This is a genomic window from Sciscionella marina DSM 45152, from assembly GCF_000379465.1.
In the GTDB taxonomy this organism is placed as follows: Bacteria; Actinomycetota; Actinomycetes; order Mycobacteriales; family Pseudonocardiaceae; genus Sciscionella; species Sciscionella marina.
This window is the reverse complement of sequence record NZ_KB905380.1, coordinates 810180-826535: the sequence shown is the minus strand read 5'-3', so window position 1 is coordinate 826535 and position 16356 is coordinate 810180. Positions and strand designations below refer to the sequence as shown.

The window sequence follows — 16356 nt, the reverse complement described above, 5'->3', positions numbered from 1 at the left end:
GCTTGCCGGTCGATCATCTCGTATCCGGGTTTCCCGGTTTTCACGGGCAGATCACCACCTGTCCCGCATAGGAGAGCCCCGCACCGAAACCGACGAGCAGCATGGTGTCCCCGGAGCGGATCTTCCCATCGGCGCGCATCCGGTCGATCGCCAGCGGGATCGAAGCCGAGGAGGTGTTCCCCGAGGTCACGATGTCCTCGGCGACGACCATGTCCTGGCGCGCCCCCTTGGCCCGCAGCTTCTTGGCGATCGCCTCGACGATGCGCAGGTTCGCCTGGTGCGGGACGAGTACGTCGATGTCCGCCGGGGTGATCCCCGCCGCCTCGATCGCCTGCAGGCCGATCGGGGCGATCGCGGTGGTGGCCCAGCGGAACACGGACTGCCCCTCCTGGAAGAGGTAGCGGTCCTCGCGCATGTAGATCAGGTCCACGAGCTCGCCCGCGCTGCCCCAGACCACCGGGCCGATTCCGGGTTCCTCGGCCGGACCGATCACCGCGGCGGCCGAACCGTCCGCGAAGATGATCGCGTTCGCCCGGTCGTAGGGGTCCACGGAATCGGTGAGCTTCTCCGCGCCGATCACCAGCACGTGCCGCGCGGTGCCCGCACGGACCAGATCCGAGGCCGTGCCGATGCTGTAGCAGAAGCCGGCACAGGCCGCGTTGAGGTCGAAGGCGCCCTTGTTCTCGATGCCGATGCGGCTGGACACCTGGGCGGCCGCGTTCGGGATCCCGCACGGCATGGTGCAGGTCGCCACGATCACGGTGTCGATGTCCGATGGCTTCAGCCCGGCATCGGCCAGTGCGCGGTTCCCGGCGATCACCGCGAGATCGGGCACCGTCTGGTCCTTGTCCGCGAACCGGCGCTCGACGATCCCGACCCTGGTGCGGATCCACTCGTCGTTGGTGTCCATGATCGCCGAGAGGTCGTCGTTGGTGACCACTCGCTCGGGACGGTAGCTGCCGAAGCCGAGGATCCGCGTGGCGTCCACCCGCGGTGTCTGGTTGAGTTTCACGCGTTCACCCGCACGAATTCGGCGATCCCTTCGGCGTCCGGCTGTTTCATCTGGAACCGCGCGACCTCCTTGAGGGTGCGCTTGATCAGGCCGGTGAGCGGCCCGGCGGGCGGGAACTCGATTGCCGCGCTGATCCCTTGCGCGCCAAGGGTTTCCATGCACAGATCCCAGCGAACGGGCGCGGTGATCTGCTCGATGAGACGGCGGCGGAACTCGTCCCCGGAGCTGACCACGGTGCCGTCCAGGTTGGACAGCAGCGGGCGCACCGGATCGCGCACCTCGACCTGTTCGGCGTGCGCGGCGAACGCTTCCTGGGCCGGGGCCATGTACTTGGTGTGGAACGCGCCCGCGACCTGGAGCTGCTTCACCCGGACCCCGCCGGGGCGCTGCTCGGCGAGCTGTTCGAGCTTGTCCAGCGCACCGGCGACCACGAGCTGGCCAGCGCCGTTCTGGTTGGCGGCGATGAGGTCGAGTCCAGGGAGCGCGTCGAGCAGTTCGGCCTGTTCGCCGCCCATGACCGCGGCCATTCCGGTCGGTTCGAGCGCGCACGCGGCGGCCATCTCCCTGCCGCGCGCCGCGGCGAGTGCGACGGCGTCCTCTTCGCCGATCACCCCGGCGATGGCCGCGGCGGCGAGTTCACCGACCGAGTGTCCCGCGGTGGGTCCGTCGGCGGGCAGTTGACCCGAGTGCTCGTAGCCGAGCAGGGTCGCGGTGACGATCAGCGGCTGCGCGATGGCGGTATCGGTGATCTCCTCGGCCTCCGCGGCCGTGCCGAGCCTGGCGAGATCCAGTCCGCTCGCCGCGGAATACCGTTCGATCCGCGCCGCCACCCCGTCGAGTTCGAGCCACGAGGTGAGCATGCCCGGCGCCTGGGAGCCCTGTCCTGGGGCAAGCAATGCGATCACATACCCACCCAACACCCGGTGGCGCGGTGCACGGGATGCCGACAGTCACCAAGTCCGGCTCCCGACATTGTGGGGATCCTCTAAGAGTGCATCCGGGGACACTCGCCCGTTGCGAGCGGGAGCCGGCGTGGCGGCACCCTGCGGGGCACCCGCGCCCGAGATCGGCAAGGCAGACTCTCGGCAGCAGCGCCGCGCTGGCATGCGGAGGAACCTCGCCGACGGCGCAGTGTGGCAGGACAAGTGTTCCCGGGCATGCTCCGTACCTACGAGAGTGTCCGGGCGTACCGTTCACGCAGTTGTTCGGTGCGCTCGCTGGGCCACGGGCAGCGGATGTCGCCGTGCAGTGCGGCCACCAACAGCTCCAGGTGAGTCTGCCAGGCGGCGAGTGCTGCCGCCCGGTCCTCGGGAGCGGTCTGGGTGAGCACCAGCCGGCAGCCGATCGGTTCCTGATCCCGCAGTTCGAAGCGCACCCGGCCGGTGCCGCAGGTGTATTCGAGCACCCGGCGCGGTTCCGCCTCGGTGACCGGACCGGGGGTGAGGTAACCGTGCGTTGCGGGCAGCGGTGGCTGGTCACCCGGTTCCGGATCGGTTCCCTCGGTGAGGCTCGCCCAGACCTTCTCGTGCCCGTGCATCAGGTCGCGCTCGAACCGGATCCCGGTCGCGGTGCCCGTCCCCTCGGCGAGGCCGAACCGTTCCACATAGCGTTCGATGAGCGGGAGGTCGAAGTCCTCGCGCGGTTGCGGGGCGGATGCGCCGTCGAGCCGGGCGAGCAACGCATCGAGGCATTCGTGCCAGCCCGGTGCGGTGCGGGCGACCGAGGGGAAATCGCAGGTGGTGTCGGTGCCCGGCAGCGTGGTGCTGAACACGAGCACGCAGCCGGAATCGTGCGGGATGAGCTCGATGCGGAAGGTCTCGTGCGCCCAGCGGAACGCGTACACCTTCGGCGGGTCGTATTCGAGGACCTTGCCCTCGCCGAACCGTTCGCCGAGGTCGAAGTGTCCGTCGAAGGCGAACCGCATGGCCGCGCCGGCGCGCAGTTCCGTGCGCACCTGCGCGGGGAACCAGTGCGCCATCTCGGCGGGTTCGGTCACGGCGCGCCAGACCTTCTCGACCGGATGGCGCAGTGTGCGCTCGAAGCGCAGCACATAGGCATCGCCTTGGGAATGCAGGGTTCCGAGGTCCTCGCTCATGGGTTCTCCATCGTGTCCAGGTGGTTTTCCAGGTCGTCCAGCCGGTCGGCCCAGAACCGGCGGTAGGGGGTGAGCCAGGAATCGATCTCGGCGAGCGGTCCGGGGCGCAGCCGGTAGAGGCGGCGCTGGGCCGCGGCGCGGACCTCGACGAGCCCGGCCTCGCGGAGTACCCGCAGGTGCTTGGAGACCGCGGGCTGGGTCAGCTCGAGGTGGTCCACGAGGTCACCGACCTGGCGTTCGCCTTCGCGCAGCAGATCGAGGATCTCCCGGCGGCGAGGCTCGGCCAGCACTTCAAATGTACTTGCCATGTCAGTAATATAACCAACTCGGCATATAGGGTCAACTAGGAATGGCCGAGCCTGCCGACGGTGAGCGCGATCCGCAGCACGTGTGCGTCGCGCGCGTCGAGCGGATTGCGTCCGGTCAGCTCCGTGGTGCGCTTGAGCCGGTAGCGCACGGTGTTCGGGTGCACGTAGAGCTGGCGGGCGCAGCTCTCCAGCACCCCGCCCGCCTCGAGGTAGGTCTGCACGGTCTCGAGCAGTGCCCCGCCGGAGTCCTCGAGCGGGCGCGCGATCTGTTCCACCAGCTGCGCTTGCGCGTCGCCGTCCCCGTCGAGTGCCCGCTCAGGAAGCAGGTCCACGGCGCGCACCGGCCGCGGCGCCGAGGGCCACCCGGCGACCGCGCGCAGTCCGGAGAGCGCCTCCGCCGCGCTGCGGTGCGCTTCCGCGAGCCGGGGCACGGTCGGCCCGGCGATCACCGGTCCCTCGGCGAACACCTCCGCCATCCGGTTCAGGTCCTCGAGTTCGGTCGGCCGCTCGATCGGGCCGCCGAGCACCACGACGAGCCGTTCACCCTGCACCCCGATCAGCACCGGGCGCCCGGTGCGCGCGGCCCGGTTGCGCACCTCGTAGAGCATGGTCGGCTGGTCCTCCGATGGCGAGCCGCCGACGATCACGGTCGCCGGCGCTCCGGGTGCCCAGCCGAGCGCGGCCGCCCTGGACAACAGGGTCTCCTCGGCGTCACCGCGCACGATCCCGTCCACCACGAGCGCTTCGAGCCGGGCGTCCCAGGCACCACGGGACTCGGCGGCCGCGGCGTAGGAGGTGGCGGCGGCGAAAGCGACCTCGCGCCCGTAGCGCAGCACCGCCTCGGTGAGCCGGTCGCGTTCGGCGTCATCCCGTGCGAGGGAGGGAATGTGCTCCTCGTAGACCTCGATCGCCACCCGCACCAGTTCGACCGTCTGGCGCAGGCTCACCCAGCGGGAGAGGTCGCGTGGTGCGCCGCGGAAGGTCAGCACCGTCATGCGCAGCGCGCTGCGCGGATCGTGGAACCACTCGACGAAGCCCGCGGCCCCGGTCTGCACCACCAGCTTGACGCTCGCCCGCTGGTCCGCCGTCATCTTGGTGAACCAGGGGAGGCGGCGTTGCATCTCCTCGACCGCGCTGGTGGCGAATTCCCCGGAAGCGCGTTCGATGGCCCGCAGTGTCGTCGCGGAGAGCCCGCCGCGCGGCTGGTCGGATTTCCGCGCCTCCCGTGCTGCCATGCGCCAAGCCTCGCACGGCTGTGCCGGAGGTTCGCGCGTGCGGTCTGTGGTAGGGCACACAGCATGCGCTGCGTTCGGAGGGACCGGGAATACAGGCGCTGGTGCATGATGTTTGCCGAGGGTGTGTTCCGGGGCTCGGTGAAAATCCGAACCGGCGGTGACGGGGTGACCAACCCGAAGCCCGCGAACCGGTCGGCGAGCAGGTGCCGGCCGGCCGATCCGGTGTGATTCCGGAGCCGACGGTGAAAGTCCGGATGGGAGGAACGCAGGCGACCCCAGGTGGGTGCGGTGTGCGCCCGCTGCCGTCGTGCTGCTTCCCGGGCACCGGGAAGGAGAGCGACGTGTCGGCCATCGCGCAGTACGGTTTCCAGGCCTTCGGGGAACGGGTCTCCTATGCCGAGCTGATCGGGCAGCTCGCCGCGCTCGCCGTGGTGTTCCTCGCCCAGCGGCGGATGATGCTGACCTGGCCGGTGCAGATCCTCGCCTGTGTGCTGCTGTTCTCCGTCTACCTCTCCGCCGATCTCGGCGGGCTCGCGATCCGCCAGGTGATCGTGTTCGTGATCGCCGTGTACGGGCTCATCGCCTGGCTGCGCCGCCGCGATCCGGTGCACGGCGTCGTGGTGCGCGTGGCCACCTGGAAACAGCGCGGGCTGCTCGCCGCGCTGCTCGTACTCGGCACCATCGGCACCGCGCTGCTGCTCGACGCGCTGGATGCCTCCTGGGCACCGTGGCCGGACGCGGCGATCCTCGTCGGAACCGCCGTTGCCTATCTCGCACAGGGACTGCGGATGATCGAGTTCTGGCTGCTGTGGCTGCTCGTGGACGCGATCGGGGTCCCGCTGCAGCTGGCGACCGGGCTGTATTTCTCGGCCATCGTGTACATCGCGTTCGCCGCACTGGTGATCTACGGCTGGCTGACGTGGGTGCGCAGCCGCAGGCAGGTGCTCGCGGCCCGGGAGGCCGTCGCGGTCTGAGGCCGGGTTTTCCACCGCTCGGGTTTTCCACTGAAGGGCCGGATACGGCCCCCGGTGTGGACTAGACTTCGGTGCGTGCGACGAACACCGCGAAAGCGTGGACAGGGTGTCCGGAGGTGGTTCCGGCACGATACGGATCTCGGGGGCTACGTACTCTCGGTGGCACGGCCGTTCGAGGACTCCGCGGAGGCGATCGAGCAGGCCCTCACCGACCCGGCGTGCCGCGCGCGGTGGCTTTCCCCGCCGGCGACCCCGGACTCGATCCCGCTCGGCGATCCGGAACCCCTGTCGATCGAGGACACCCTGTGGGCCTATCGCATGGATTTCGGGTCCGACGAGGTCCGGCTGCGGTTCGCGCACGGGCTGCTGCGGGTGGATCAGGTCTTCGGCGGGCGTGAACCGTGGAATGCCGGGCTCGCCGCGGGCCGGTGCGCGGCCGGGTGGGAAACCTGCTTCGGCAGGCTGCGCACGGTGCTCGCCGGTGGTGCGCCGCGGGCGAGCACGCTCGCGGTCGCCAGGGCCATGGACGCCACCAAGTGGATGGGCCAGGACTCGGGCGCGCCCCGGCTGACCGTCGACGGGGACCTGCTGCGCTTCGATCGCGATCTGCTCGGCCTCGATCCGCAGCGGCTGTGGGCGATGCTGTACGCGGACGGTGCCCCGGCCGAGGTGGCCGTCGCGTGCGGGCTCACCGCGGCCGGGATCACCGAGGCCACCCCGGGCTCGGTGCTCGAGTTCGACGTGCGCCATGGCGTGCCCGCCGGTTCGGTGCGCTGGGAGCTGCACGAGGACCCGCAGTACGGGCGGTGGGTGCGGATGGATCACCTGGTCGACGAGGACGCGGTGAGCGAGCTGTACATGTTCCTCGCCTCCTGGCAGCTGCACATCGAGGCGCTGCTGCGCAGGGCACACGGGTTGTCGCTGGGCACCCTCGACCCGAACGACGAGTACACGATCGAGATGCTCGCCGAGCACCTCGTCGACAAGTATCCCGACGTGTTCGCCGATCCCGGGGACATCGAGGATTTCGACGATTACTGAGCCGGATCCGGCTCAGCGGCGGTGAGCCGCCGAAATCGGGTGTGGTGAATCTCATTCACCCGGCGCTACCATGCGTGCGCATGCGAGGTAGGCACAGGCCGCGAAGCCGGGTGTGCTTCCGGCACGATGAACAGCTCGGCGGATACGCGGTCGGCGTCGAAGGGCGGTTCGCAGGGCACAGCCCGGCCGCGCTCGAACGTGCGATCACCGACGAGCGGATGCGTGCTCGCTGGCTACAGCTCCCGGTCTCCGCCGAACCCGCGGAACCCGTCGAACCGAGCCAGCCGGTGCCCGCCCACGGCGGGGAGTACGCGATGCGTCTCGGCTCCGACGAGGTGCGCATCCGGCTCGATCCAGGCGCCCGCGAACTCGGGCTGCACCACGTCTTCCACGGCGCGGAACCGTGGCGCAACGGGCTGGCCGCCGCCCGGTGCGCCGCGGCCTGGGAGGCCTGTTACGGGAGGCTGGCCACCCTGCTCGACGGCGGCAGCCCGCGCCGTCCCCGGTTGCCGGTGTCCCGCGCGCTCGCCATGACGAGCGGGTTCGCCCAGCACCGCGGCACCCCGCACCTGACCCTGGCCGGGGAGCTGATCCGCTTCGACCGCGATCTGCTCGGCCTGTCCAGGGAGTACGTCTGGTCGGTGCTGCACGACGGCGTCGCCCCGACCGCGAACGCCGCCGGGTTCCCGTTCCGCGCCGGGACGGTCACCGAACTCGTCGAGGGGCGGGTGCTGGAGTTCGAGGCAGCGCACGACCGCGGGCCGGCCGGTTCGGTGCGCTGGGAACTGCACGAGACACCCGGCTACGGGGCCTGGATCCGGCTCGATCACCTGGTCGATGTCCGCTCGCGCCCGGCGGCGTTCGCCTTCATGGCCGCCTGGCATCTGCACCTGCTCGTGCTGATGCGCCGGATGCACGGGCTCGCACCCGGGGCCGGGCCGGTCGAGGGAACGGAGCTGACCGCGCTCACCGAGCGGTACCAGCAGTGGTTTCCCGATCATTTCGCGGAGTTCTGGACTCCGTAGAGGCGGAGGAAGGCGCGCACCCCGTCGGTGACGATCTCCCGGGCCGCGGACTCGGCGAGCGGGAGGGCGCCGTAGTAGGTGCGCTGCAGTACATCGGTGACGGTGAGCAGGTTGAAGTGGTTCGCGGCCTTGTTCGCGTCCTCGAAGGCGAGCAGTCCGCGGTCGGCGATCGCCTGGAGATACGGGGCCAGCCGTTGATGCGCGGTCGCCGGTCCGGCCGCGGTCCAGGCCTCGAGCGTCTGCTCGGGCAACCGGGTGACCTCGGCTTGCAGGGCGCGCACGAGCGCGTAGTGCTCGGGAAACTCGTAGATCGCCCGGACCCGGTCCACGCCGAACGCGATCAGGTCCTCCTGGAGGTCGAGAATCTTGCGCAGATGCCGTTCCATCAGCGTGTTGATGGTCTCGGTGACCTCGTCGGCGCCCTCGATCGTCACCGCGCGGAAGAGCTCTTCCTTGTCGGCGAAGTGGTTGTAGATAGTGCGCTTCGAGACACCGGCCTCGGTGGCGATCGCGTCCACGCTCGCCCGGGTGTAGCCCTCGCGGCCGAACACCACCCGCGCCGCGGCCGCGATCGCGCGCCGCTTCTCCGGCATACCGTGCGAGCCGGTCATACCTCTCCCTTCACGCGCTCTGTGCCCGCTGCAGCGTAGCGGCAGGCCGATCGGCGCGGATCCGCGCGAGCAGTGCGGTGATCAGTTCGGTCAGCAGCCGGACGGTGAACTCGTCGGTGAGCGTGCCGTCCTCGGCGATGCGCTCGTGCGCGCGGAAGACCGTGATCTCGGGTTTGGTGAGTACCTCGGCACCGAGGGAGGCGAGAATCTGGCGCAGCGCCAACTGGGCACGCGCCGTACCGAGGGCGCCGGGGGAAGCGCCGAGGATCGCGACCGGCTTGCCGTGCAGCTCCGCGAGCGGGGTGGTGCTCGCCCAGTCGATCAGGTTCTTCAGCGCGGCCGGGATCGAGGCGTTGTGCTCCGGGGTCGCGATGAGCAGCCCGTCGGCCGCGGCGAACCGGGCCCGCAGCCCGGCGACCGTACGCGGCGGCCGTTCGGTGTCCAGATCGGCGTTGTACATCGGGAGCAGGCCGAGCGAGTCGTCCCATTCGAGGTCGGACCCGGCCGGTACGAGCGCCCCGGCGGCGCGCACCAGGGCGGAGTTGTGCGATCCGGTGCGCAGGCTTCCGGAGATGGCGAGGATGCGTGGTTTCCGCTGCATGCCGATCAATGTAAACCAAGTAGTGCATCACTAAAACTAAGTAGTGTAGTTTAATGGATGCACTATTTGGTGTACCCGGCTTGAGGAGGGCGAATGTCTTCGATGACATCGGTGCGGGCGGCCGAACGGACGGCCACGGTGCCCGCGGTGTTTCTCGTACTGCTCGCCGCGCCGCTCTCGTTCGGCACGACGACCCCGACGCTGCTGCTCGGCGATATCGCGGCCGGGTTCGGGGCGACGGCGGGCGCCACGGCCTGGATCGGGACGGTCTTCGGGATGGCGATCGCGATCGGTACCCCGGTGCTCGCGGGGCTGATCCGGCTGCGCGGCCTGCGTTACGCCCTGCTGCTCAGCACCGCACTCGTGCTCGCCGGAGCGGCGGCCGCGGTATTCGCACCGACGCTGGCGGTGCTGCTGATCGCCCGGATCGCGCAGGGGATCGGGGGTGCGGGGCTGGTCGTGATCGCGATGAACCTGGCCGGATCCCCGCTGCGGATGGGCCTGGTCACCTCGGGGATCAGCATGTGCGGCGCGATCGGCCCGTTGCTCGGTGCCTGGATCGCGCGCCTCGCGGGCTGGCCGCTCGCGCTCGCTCTTCCGGTGCTCGGCCTCGTCGCGGTGCCCGCCGTGCTGCGGGGACTACCGCACCCCGCCCGCCGGTCGGGGCTGCGGTTCGACGGGATCGGCGCGCTGCTGCTCGCGGTCCTCGCGGTCGCGCTGGTCAACCTGACCCGGTTCCCGGTTCCGGCGCTGTCCGGGGCGGTGCTCGCCGGGACGCTGCTCGTGCTCCACATCCACAGGACGCCCGAGGGGTTCGTGCCCCGCGCGGTGGTGGCCCGGCCGCTGTTCGGCCTGCTCAGCGCATTCGGACTGGTACTCGCGAGCTCGTACTTCGCGCTGCTCTACATCGTTCCCGCGCTGCTGGCCCGCGACGACTGGGCGACCGGGGAGATCGGCACCGCGCAGCTGTTCGCCCTGCTCGGGGGAGCCGGGCTGGCCTGGCTGCTCGCCACCTTCGGCGGGCGGCTTCGGATGCGTCTGCTCGCCTGCCTGCTGCTGAGCAGCGGTGCGGCGGCACCGCTGCTCGTCCTGCTCGGCGGCAGCGCGGTGTTCCCGCTCGCGATCGGTCTCGCGGCCTGCGCGGCCTCCTCGGGCCAGGCCACTCTCGGGCTGCGGGCAGCACAGAGCGCGGCCGACCAGTACCGGTCGACCGCGCTCGGCCTGTTCAATCTCTGTTATCAGCTCGGCAGCGCCTTCGGTCCCGCGCTCGCCGCGGCGCTGGTGTTCGCCTAGGCGGCACCGGAGTCGCTGGTCTGCGGACCGGCGGCCTGCACATCCTCGAGCTGGTACTTGCGGGTCGCCTCGATGACTTTCGTCTGCTCGATCTCACCGCGCCGGGCCAGCATCGTGAGCACTCCGGCGACCACCGATTCGGCATCGATGAGGAAGTGCCGCCGCGCCGCGGGCCTCGTGTCGGAGAATCCGAAACCGTCCGCGCCGAGAGTGAGCATGTCGCTCGGCACCCACGGACGGATCAGGTCCGGAACCGCGCGCATCCAGTCGGAGACCGCGACGACCGGCCCGGCCGCCTCGGAGAGCGCCGAGGTCACGTGCGGGGTACCCGCCTCCTGCTCGGGGTGCAGCAGGCTCTGCCGGTCGATCTCCTCCGCGTCCCTGCGCAGCTGCGCCCAGGAGGTGGCCGACCACACGTCCGCGGCGACCCCCCACTGCTCGGCCAGCAGCTGCTGGGCCCGCAGCGCCTCGGGCATGAGTACCCCGGAGACCAGGATCTGCGCGCGCGGGCCGGTGACGCCCTCCGGAGCGAGCTGGTACCGGTACAGGCCCTTGAGCAGCCCGTCCACGTCCAGGTTCTCCGGTTCCGGGGCCTGCACGTACGGCTCGTTGTAGACGGTCAGGTAGTAGTACACGTGCTCGGCATTCTCGCCGTACATCCGGCGCAGCCCGTCCTTGACGATGTGCGCGATCTCGAACGACCACGAGGGGTCGTAGGCGACCACGGCCGGGTTGGTCGCGGCGAGCAGCAGCGAGTGCCCGTCCGCGTGCTGCAGGCCCTCACCGGTCAGCGTGGTGCGCCCGGCGGTCGCGCCCAGCACGAAACCGCGCGCCATCTGATCGGCGGCCGCCCAGAGCCCGTCACCGGAGCGCTGGAACCCGAACATCGAGTAGAAGATGTAGATCGGGATCATCGGCTCGCTGTGGGTGGCGTACGAGGTGCCGACCGCGGTGAACGAGGCGGTGGACCCGGCCTCGTTGATGCCCTCGTGCAGGATCTGTCCGTGCGTGGACTCCTTGTAGGACAGCATCAGGTCCGCGTCCACGGAGGTGTAGGTCTGCCCGTGCGGGTTGTAGATCTGCTGGGTCGGGAACATCGAGTCCATCCCGAAGGTGCGCGCCTCGTCCGGGATGATCGGCACGATCCGCGGGCCGAGCTCCTTGTCCTTGGCCAGATCACGCACCAGCCGCACGAAGGCCATCGTGGTGGCCACTTCCTGCTTGCCCGAGCCCTTGCGGATCACGTCGTAGACCTTGTCGCCGGGCAGCACGAGCGGCTTGGCCTTCTCCGTGCGGTGCGGGACGAAACCGCCGAGCTGGCGGCGGCGTTCCAGCAGGTACTTGATCGCCGGGTCCTCGTTTCCGGGGTGGTAGTACGGCGGAAGATAGGGGTCCCGTTCCAGGTCGGCGTCCGAGATCGGGATGCGCAGCTCGTCCCGGAAGAGCTTGAGGTCGTCCAGGGTCATCTTCTTCATCTGGTGGGTCGCGTTCCGTCCGGCGAAGTGCGGGCCGAGGCCGTACCCCTTGATGGTCTTGGCCAGGATGACCGTCGGCTGCCCGTGGTGCTCGGTCGCGGCCTTGTAGGCGGCATACACCTTGCGGTAGTCGTGCCCGCCGCGCTTGAGGTTCCACACCTCGGCATCGGACATGTCGTTGACCAGTTCCTTGGTGCGCGGATCCCGGCCGAAGAAGTGCTCGCGCACGTAGGCGCCGTCATTGGCCTTGTAGGTCTGGTAGTCCCCGTCCGGGGTGACATTCATCAGATTGACCAGCGCGCCGTCCTTGTCGGCGTGCAGCAGCGAGTCCCACTCCCGGCCCCAGATCACCTTGATGACGTTCCAGCCGGCGCCGTGGAAGAAGCCCTCCAGCTCCTGGATGATCTTGCCGTTCCCACGCACCGGCCCGTCCAAGCGCTGCAAGTTGCAGTTGATCACGAAGGTCAGATTGTCCAGGCCCTCGTTCGCGGCGACGTGCACCAGACCGCGCGACTCCGCCTCGTCCATCTCGCCGTCGCCGAGGAAGGCCCAGACCCGCGAATCGCTGGTGTCCTTGATGCCCCGGTCGTGCAGGTAGCGGTTGAACCGTGCCTGGTAGATCGCGTTCATCGGGCCGAGCCCCATGGACACCGTGGGGAACTCCCAGAAGTCCTGCATCAGCCTCGGGTGCGGGTAGGACGGCAGCCCGCCGCCCGCTCCGGCGTGCGAGTACTCCTGACGGAACCCGTCCAGCTGCTCGGCGGAGAGCCTGCCCTCGAGGAAGGCGCGCGCGTACACGCCAGGGGAGGCGTGTCCCTGCACGTAGACCTGGTCCCCACCGCTGGGGTGGTCCTTACCGCGGAAGAAGTGGTTGAACCCGACCTCGTAGAGGCTCGCCGAGGACGCGTAGGTGGAGATGTGCCCGCCGACGCCCACCCCGGGCCGCTGCGCACGGTGCACGGTCATCGCCGCGTTCCACCGGATCCACGCACGGTAACGGCGCTCGGCCTCCTCGTCACCGGGGAACCACGGCTCCCGCTCGGTGGGGATGGAGTTCACATAATCGGTGGTGGTCAGCGCGGGGATACCGACGCCTTCCGCACGCGCCCGCTCCAGCATCCGCAGCATGAGGTAACGCGCACGCTGTTTGCCCGCGTTCGCCATCATCCCGTCGAAGGAATCCAGCCATTCGCCGGTTTCCTCCGGGTCGATGTCCGGCAGGTACGCCGCGACCCCGTCACGGATGACCCGGACGCGCTCTCCACCCTGTGAAGTCAAGGGATCTCCTTGCCATATCGCTGTTGTGTGACTGTGCGTCATCGTGTGCTCGACGGACGAGCGACCGCCTGCGGCATGCCGGAATGGGGGACGAACCCCCGAACTACGGCGTGTCGTTCCCCGGAAGCGGTTGCGCAGGTGGGTGCTGTCAGTGTTCGCTGTCCTCAATCGGCCGTGAACGGCCGATACCGGACAACCGCGTCCGGCCGGTGGCGCTTCGAGTCTACTCGCGGCGTTAGCACCCAAAACGGCAGCGGGTGTCGGTGAAACGAGACGGATGGAAGTGGAGGAGAACACAGTGGTCGCCGCTGGAGACGCCGGCAAGTCCGGGGTCGCCGAAACGCTCGGTATCGAGCAAGGCATGGTCGTTCAGGAGTTCGGCTGGGACGAGGATGCCGATGAGGTGGTGCGCGAGGCCGTCGAGGAGGTCTCCGGCGCGGAGATGCTCGACGAGGACGCCGATGAGGTCGTAGACGTCGTGCTGTTGTGGTGGCGCGAGGACGACGGCGACCTGGTGGACGCGCTGGTCGACGCGACCACGCCGCTCGCCGAACACGGGTGCATCTGGCTGCTCACTCCCAAGACCGGGAGGGACGGGCACGTCGAACCCGCGGACATCGCGGAGTCGGTCCCGACCGCGGGCCTCGCCCAGACCTCGAACATCAGCATCGGCTCCGACTGGTCGGGTACTCGCCTGGCCCTGCCGAAGGCCGCGAAGGGGAACCGCTGAACCGCGGGCGCGGTCGGTAGGCTGCGAACGTAGGACTCACGGCAGGAAGGAAAGCCTCGACATGGCCATCGAAGTCGGCGCCAAGGCACCGGATTTCACGCTCAACGACTACAACCGGCAGCCGGTCTCGCTCGCCGATTACCGCGATAAGAAGAACGTGCTCGTGGTGTTCTACCCGTTCGCGTTCTCCGGTATCTGCACCGGCGAACTCTGCGGCGTCCGCGACTCCATCGACACCTTCTCCAACGACAAGGTCGAGATCATCGGCGTCTCCGTGGACACCACCTTCAGCCTCAAGGTCTGGTCCGCGCAGGAGGGCTACACCTTCCCGCTGCTCTCGGATTTCTGGCCGCACGGCGAGGTGGCGAAGGCGTTCGGCGTGTTCAACGAAGCCGCCGGCATGGCCAACCGGGGCACCTTCCTCATCGACACCGAGGGAGTCGTGCGCTTCGCCGAGGTCAACGAGCCCGGCGAGGCCCGCGACCAGGAGGCGTGGAAGAAGGCCATCGCCGCACTGTAGGCTTGTCCACCGTTGCCCGCGAGCCCGGACGGACTCGCGGGCATCAGGGCGCGTAGCTCAGCGGGAGAGCACTCGGTTTACACCCGAGCGGTCGTAGGTTCGATCCCTACCGCGCCCACGAGGCGGGTCATGCTGTTCGCGACTCCTGCGGAGTCGCTCCCGGTGCCCGCCGTATCTACCCGAGGGATCGAATCCCCCGGACCCCCTACGGTGCGAGCTTCTGCCGAACCAGCGTGATCTAGCTGGGTGTTGACCAGCGTGGCTTTGGGTGGGTGGGGCGGTCGGGTGGTTGTGGCTCGGCTTGTCTCGGTCACGTTGTCCGCACCCCGTGTCACACTTGGCGAAACGTCGACGAGGGTGAGGGGTCATCGATGCTGGGAAGAAGGGCCGTCGTCGCGACGGTGGGCGTACTCGCGCTGTGTGCCACCGGCTGTTCGGGCGGAACGCCGCAAGCCGGTGCCCCCAGCAGCACGCCCAGCTCGAGTCCCGCCCCGGCCAGCTCCTCGGCGCCACCGAACACCGCGACCCAGGCGAGCCAGGAACAGCGACTGACACCCGCACAACAGGCGGGGCAGCGGGTCATCTATTCGTACCCGGGAAAGACGGTGCCCGCCAGCCTGCTCGCACACGTCAAGGCGGGCGAGGTCGCCGGGGTGATCTTCTTCAAGGAGAACATTCCCAGCCGCGCTCAGCTCACCGCCGCGATCGACAAGCTCAACGCGGCCAACGCGCAGAGCCCGGTGAAGCAGCCGCTGCTGTTGCTCACCGATCAGGAAGGCGGCCAGATCCGCAGGCTGCCGGGCGCCCCCGAATCCTCGGCGAAGGAGGACGGCGCCGCCGCCGACCCGGTCGCCGCGGCCCGGCGCTCCGGCACCGAGGCCGCGCAGAACCTGGCCGGTGCCGGCATGAACGCCAACGCGGCACCGGTACTCGACGTGTACCGCAAACCGGGGGACTTCGCCGACCGCACGGAACGCTCCTACTCCCGCGACCCGCGCGCCGTGGCCGCGGACGCCGGTGCCTTCGCCGATGCCCAGCAAGCGGGCGGGGTCGCCGCGACCGCCAAACACTTCCCCGGACTCGGGTCCGCCACGGCCACGGCCAACACCGATGAGGAGCCTGTGACCCTCGATGTTCCGCTGGAGACGCTGCGCTCGGTCGACGAGGCGCCTTATCCGAGCCTGATCAAGGCCGGGGTGCGGATGGTCATGTCCTCCTGGGCGATCTACCCGGCACTCGACCCGAAACGCCCGGCCGGACTGTCCCCGGCCGTGGTGCGCAAGGAACTGCGCGAACGGCTCGGCTTCGGTGGCGTCACCATCACCGACGCCCTCGAAGCCAAGTCGCTGCGCCAGTTCGGCGACTCGGGCAGCCGTGGACTGCTCGCCGCACAAGCGGGGCAGGACCTGATCCTCGCCTCGGGGCGCAGCGTCTCACAGGGCGAACAGGTGGCCACCGCGCTCAAGAACGGACTCACGAGCGGCGACCTCGACAGCGCCGACAACGCCGCGGCACTCGACCGGATCACCGGCCTGCGGTCCGGTCTCGGTCACTGATCCACCCCGCCACCGAGGTCAGGGCAGCGTCGCCCGGTCGATCTCGGGGGCCGGATCGGAGCGCAGCCGGCTGTACAACAGGCCGTCCCGCCACTGGCCGTCGCGGAACTCGCAGCAGCGGACCGTGCCCTCGAACCGGAATCCGGCCTTGCGCAGCGCATGCTGCTCGGCGCTGTTCTCCGGATGGGTCCCCGCCTGGATCCGCTGCACCGGAGTGTGCCGGAACAGGTATTCGCACAGCATCGTCTGGGCACGCCACCCGATGCCGTTGCCCCGGTGCTCCGGGAACAGGACGATGCCGATCTCCCAGTACTTCGCCAGCTCCGCCAAGCCCGCGGCATAGGAACCGATACGCCAGCTGACGAACCCGGCGGTCCGCCCGTCCGCGTCCACCGCGAGCCGCCCACCGTCGGCACGCAGGAAACCGTGCTCCTCGAACTGGCGGACCGGTTCGCGTGCATCGCGGAAGCCGGACCAGTCGAGTCCGGTCAGATACGGCTCGGTGAGCAGCCGTTGGAACAGCGGAAGATCGGCCTCGGTGCACGGGCGCAGCCCGATTTTCTGGGTACTCACCGCACCAAGCCTAGGCATGCTTGCCGGAA

General features: G+C 69.6%; 16 protein-coding genes, 1 tRNA gene and 1 riboswitch. Of the genes, 8 read left to right on the top strand and 9 right to left on the bottom strand.

Translation table 11 applies throughout. From position 1 onward, the window contains the following. Window positions 1–40 precede the first annotated feature (40 nt). The 5 genes from A37U_RS0103965 to A37U_RS0103945 all read right to left on the bottom strand — a co-directional run bounded on the left by A37U_RS0103965 (window position 41) and on the right by A37U_RS0103945 (window position 4650). Window positions 41–1012: a beta-ketoacyl-ACP synthase III gene (locus A37U_RS0103965; RefSeq protein ID WP_020495316.1), complete on the bottom strand. Its 972-nt coding sequence runs from the start codon at window positions 1010–1012 to the stop codon at window positions 41–43. After that, complete coding sequence (locus tag A37U_RS0103960) at window positions 1009–1917, bottom strand: ACP S-malonyltransferase (RefSeq protein WP_083933211.1); 909 nt, start codon at window positions 1915–1917, stop codon at window positions 1009–1011. Before A37U_RS0103960 ends, A37U_RS0103965 begins: the two co-directional genes overlap by 4 nt. 263 nt (window positions 1918–2180) lie before the next feature. Beyond that, window positions 2181–3107 carry an SRPBCC family protein gene (locus tag A37U_RS0103955; protein WP_020495314.1) on the bottom strand — a complete coding sequence of 309 codons (927 nt, stop codon included), beginning with the start codon at window positions 3105–3107 and terminating at the stop codon, window positions 2181–2183. Further along, window positions 3104–3415, bottom strand: coding sequence for an ArsR/SmtB family transcription factor (locus A37U_RS0103950; RefSeq protein WP_026196851.1), 312 nt, complete (start codon window positions 3413–3415; stop codon window positions 3104–3106). The genes A37U_RS0103955 and A37U_RS0103950 overlap by 4 nt, the downstream gene beginning before the upstream one ends. Before the next feature lie 35 nt (window positions 3416–3450). After that, on the bottom strand, window positions 3451–4650 hold the full coding sequence (locus A37U_RS0103945; RefSeq protein ID WP_020495312.1) for a PucR family transcriptional regulator: 1200 nt from the start codon (window positions 4648–4650) through the stop codon (window positions 3451–3453). Between the two features lie 120 nt (window positions 4651–4770). Further along, window positions 4771–4920: riboswitch (FMN riboswitch) on the top strand. Window positions 4921–4991: 71 nt separating this feature from the next. Here A37U_RS0103945 and pnuC point away from each other — a divergent pair. The 3 genes from pnuC to A37U_RS0103925 all read left to right on the top strand — a co-directional run bounded on the left by pnuC (window position 4992) and on the right by A37U_RS0103925 (window position 7690). Then, complete coding sequence (pnuC, locus tag A37U_RS0103935) at window positions 4992–5624, top strand: nicotinamide riboside transporter PnuC (RefSeq protein WP_020495310.1); 633 nt, start codon at window positions 4992–4994, stop codon at window positions 5622–5624. A gap of 159 nt (window positions 5625–5783) precedes the next feature. Continuing rightward, window positions 5784–6665, top strand: coding sequence for an SRPBCC family protein (locus A37U_RS0103930; RefSeq protein ID WP_020495309.1), 882 nt, complete (start codon window positions 5784–5786; stop codon window positions 6663–6665). Window positions 6666–6745: 80 nt separating this feature from the next. Then, window positions 6746–7690, top strand: a complete 945-nt coding sequence (locus A37U_RS0103925; protein ID WP_157182596.1) for an SRPBCC family protein — start codon at window positions 6746–6748, stop codon at window positions 7688–7690. Here the strand turns inward: A37U_RS0103925 and A37U_RS0103920 are convergent. Together A37U_RS0103920 and A37U_RS0103915 are read right to left on the bottom strand one after the other, a co-directional pair. Continuing rightward, window positions 7663–8301, bottom strand: a complete 639-nt coding sequence (locus tag A37U_RS0103920; protein ID WP_020495307.1) for a TetR/AcrR family transcriptional regulator — start codon at window positions 8299–8301, stop codon at window positions 7663–7665. The genes A37U_RS0103925 and A37U_RS0103920 overlap by 28 nt on opposite strands. A 10-nt stretch (window positions 8302–8311) precedes the next feature. Next, window positions 8312–8902 (bottom strand): NADPH-dependent FMN reductase, encoded by a 591-nt coding sequence (locus A37U_RS0103915; RefSeq protein WP_020495306.1) that lies wholly within the window; start codon window positions 8900–8902, stop codon window positions 8312–8314. A 93-nt stretch (window positions 8903–8995) separates the two neighbouring features. Here A37U_RS0103915 and A37U_RS0103910 point away from each other — a divergent pair, with 93 nt between their 5' ends. Then, window positions 8996–10195 carry an MFS transporter gene (locus A37U_RS0103910; RefSeq protein ID WP_026196850.1) on the top strand — a complete coding sequence of 400 codons (1200 nt, stop codon included), beginning with the start codon at window positions 8996–8998 and terminating at the stop codon, window positions 10193–10195. Here the strand turns inward: A37U_RS0103910 and aceE are convergent. Continuing rightward, entirely contained in the window at window positions 10192–12990 is a 2799-nt protein-coding gene (aceE, locus tag A37U_RS0103905; protein ID WP_083933161.1) for a pyruvate dehydrogenase (acetyl-transferring), homodimeric type, read from the bottom strand. The genes A37U_RS0103910 and aceE overlap by 4 nt on opposite strands. A 256-nt stretch (window positions 12991–13246) precedes the next feature. On the opposite strand from aceE, the gene A37U_RS0103900 reads away from it, so the two are divergent. The 4 genes from A37U_RS0103900 (at window position 13247) to A37U_RS0103885 (ending at window position 15754) form a co-directional block, all read left to right on the top strand. After that, a complete protein-coding gene (locus tag A37U_RS0103900; RefSeq protein WP_026196849.1) occupies window positions 13247–13678 on the top strand; it encodes a DUF3052 domain-containing protein in 432 nt (143 codons plus the stop codon). Window positions 13679–13739: 61 nt separating this feature from the next. Then, window positions 13740–14198: a peroxiredoxin gene (locus tag A37U_RS0103895; RefSeq protein ID WP_020495302.1), complete on the top strand. Its 459-nt coding sequence runs from the start codon at window positions 13740–13742 to the stop codon at window positions 14196–14198. A gap of 46 nt (window positions 14199–14244) precedes the next feature. Beyond that, a tRNA-Val gene (locus tag A37U_RS0103890) sits at window positions 14245–14316 on the top strand. A gap of 253 nt (window positions 14317–14569) precedes the next feature. Further along, window positions 14570–15754, top strand: a complete 1185-nt coding sequence (locus A37U_RS0103885) for a glycoside hydrolase family 3 N-terminal domain-containing protein (RefSeq protein WP_083933159.1) — start codon at window positions 14570–14572, stop codon at window positions 15752–15754. Window positions 15755–15772: 18 nt separating this feature from the next. Here the strand turns inward: A37U_RS0103885 and A37U_RS0103880 are convergent, their stop codons facing one another. Further along, window positions 15773–16327, bottom strand: coding sequence for a GNAT family N-acetyltransferase (locus tag A37U_RS0103880; RefSeq protein ID WP_020495300.1), 555 nt, complete (start codon window positions 16325–16327; stop codon window positions 15773–15775). Window positions 16328–16356 lie beyond the last annotated feature (29 nt).

Excerpts from the sequence above, each read along its gene's own strand:
- A37U_RS0103955 (WP_020495314.1), bottom strand. The coding sequence starts at position 3,107 with ATGAGCGAGGACCTCGGAACCCTGCATTCCCAAGGCGATGCCTATGTG.
- A37U_RS0103950 (WP_026196851.1), bottom strand. The coding sequence starts at position 3,415 with ATGGCAAGTACATTTGAAGTGCTGGCCGAGCCTCGCCGCCGGGAGATC.
- A37U_RS0103945 (WP_020495312.1), bottom strand. The coding sequence starts at position 4,650 with ATGGCAGCACGGGAGGCGCGGAAATCCGACCAGCCGCGCGGCGGGCTC.
- A37U_RS0103925 (WP_157182596.1), top strand. The coding sequence starts at position 6,746 with ATGCGAGGTAGGCACAGGCCGCGAAGCCGGGTGTGCTTCCGGCACGAT.
- A37U_RS0103920 (WP_020495307.1), bottom strand. The coding sequence starts at position 8,301 with ATGACCGGCTCGCACGGTATGCCGGAGAAGCGGCGCGCGATCGCGGCC.
- A37U_RS0103915 (WP_020495306.1), bottom strand. The coding sequence starts at position 8,902 with ATGCAGCGGAAACCACGCATCCTCGCCATCTCCGGAAGCCTGCGCACC.
- A37U_RS0103910 (WP_026196850.1), top strand. The coding sequence starts at position 8,996 with ATGTCTTCGATGACATCGGTGCGGGCGGCCGAACGGACGGCCACGGTG.
- aceE (WP_083933161.1), bottom strand. The coding sequence starts at position 12,990 with ATGACGCACAGTCACACAACAGCGATATGGCAAGGAGATCCCTTGACT.
- A37U_RS0103895 (WP_020495302.1), top strand. The coding sequence starts at position 13,740 with ATGGCCATCGAAGTCGGCGCCAAGGCACCGGATTTCACGCTCAACGAC.
- A37U_RS0103885 (WP_083933159.1), top strand. The coding sequence starts at position 14,570 with ATGCTGGGAAGAAGGGCCGTCGTCGCGACGGTGGGCGTACTCGCGCTG.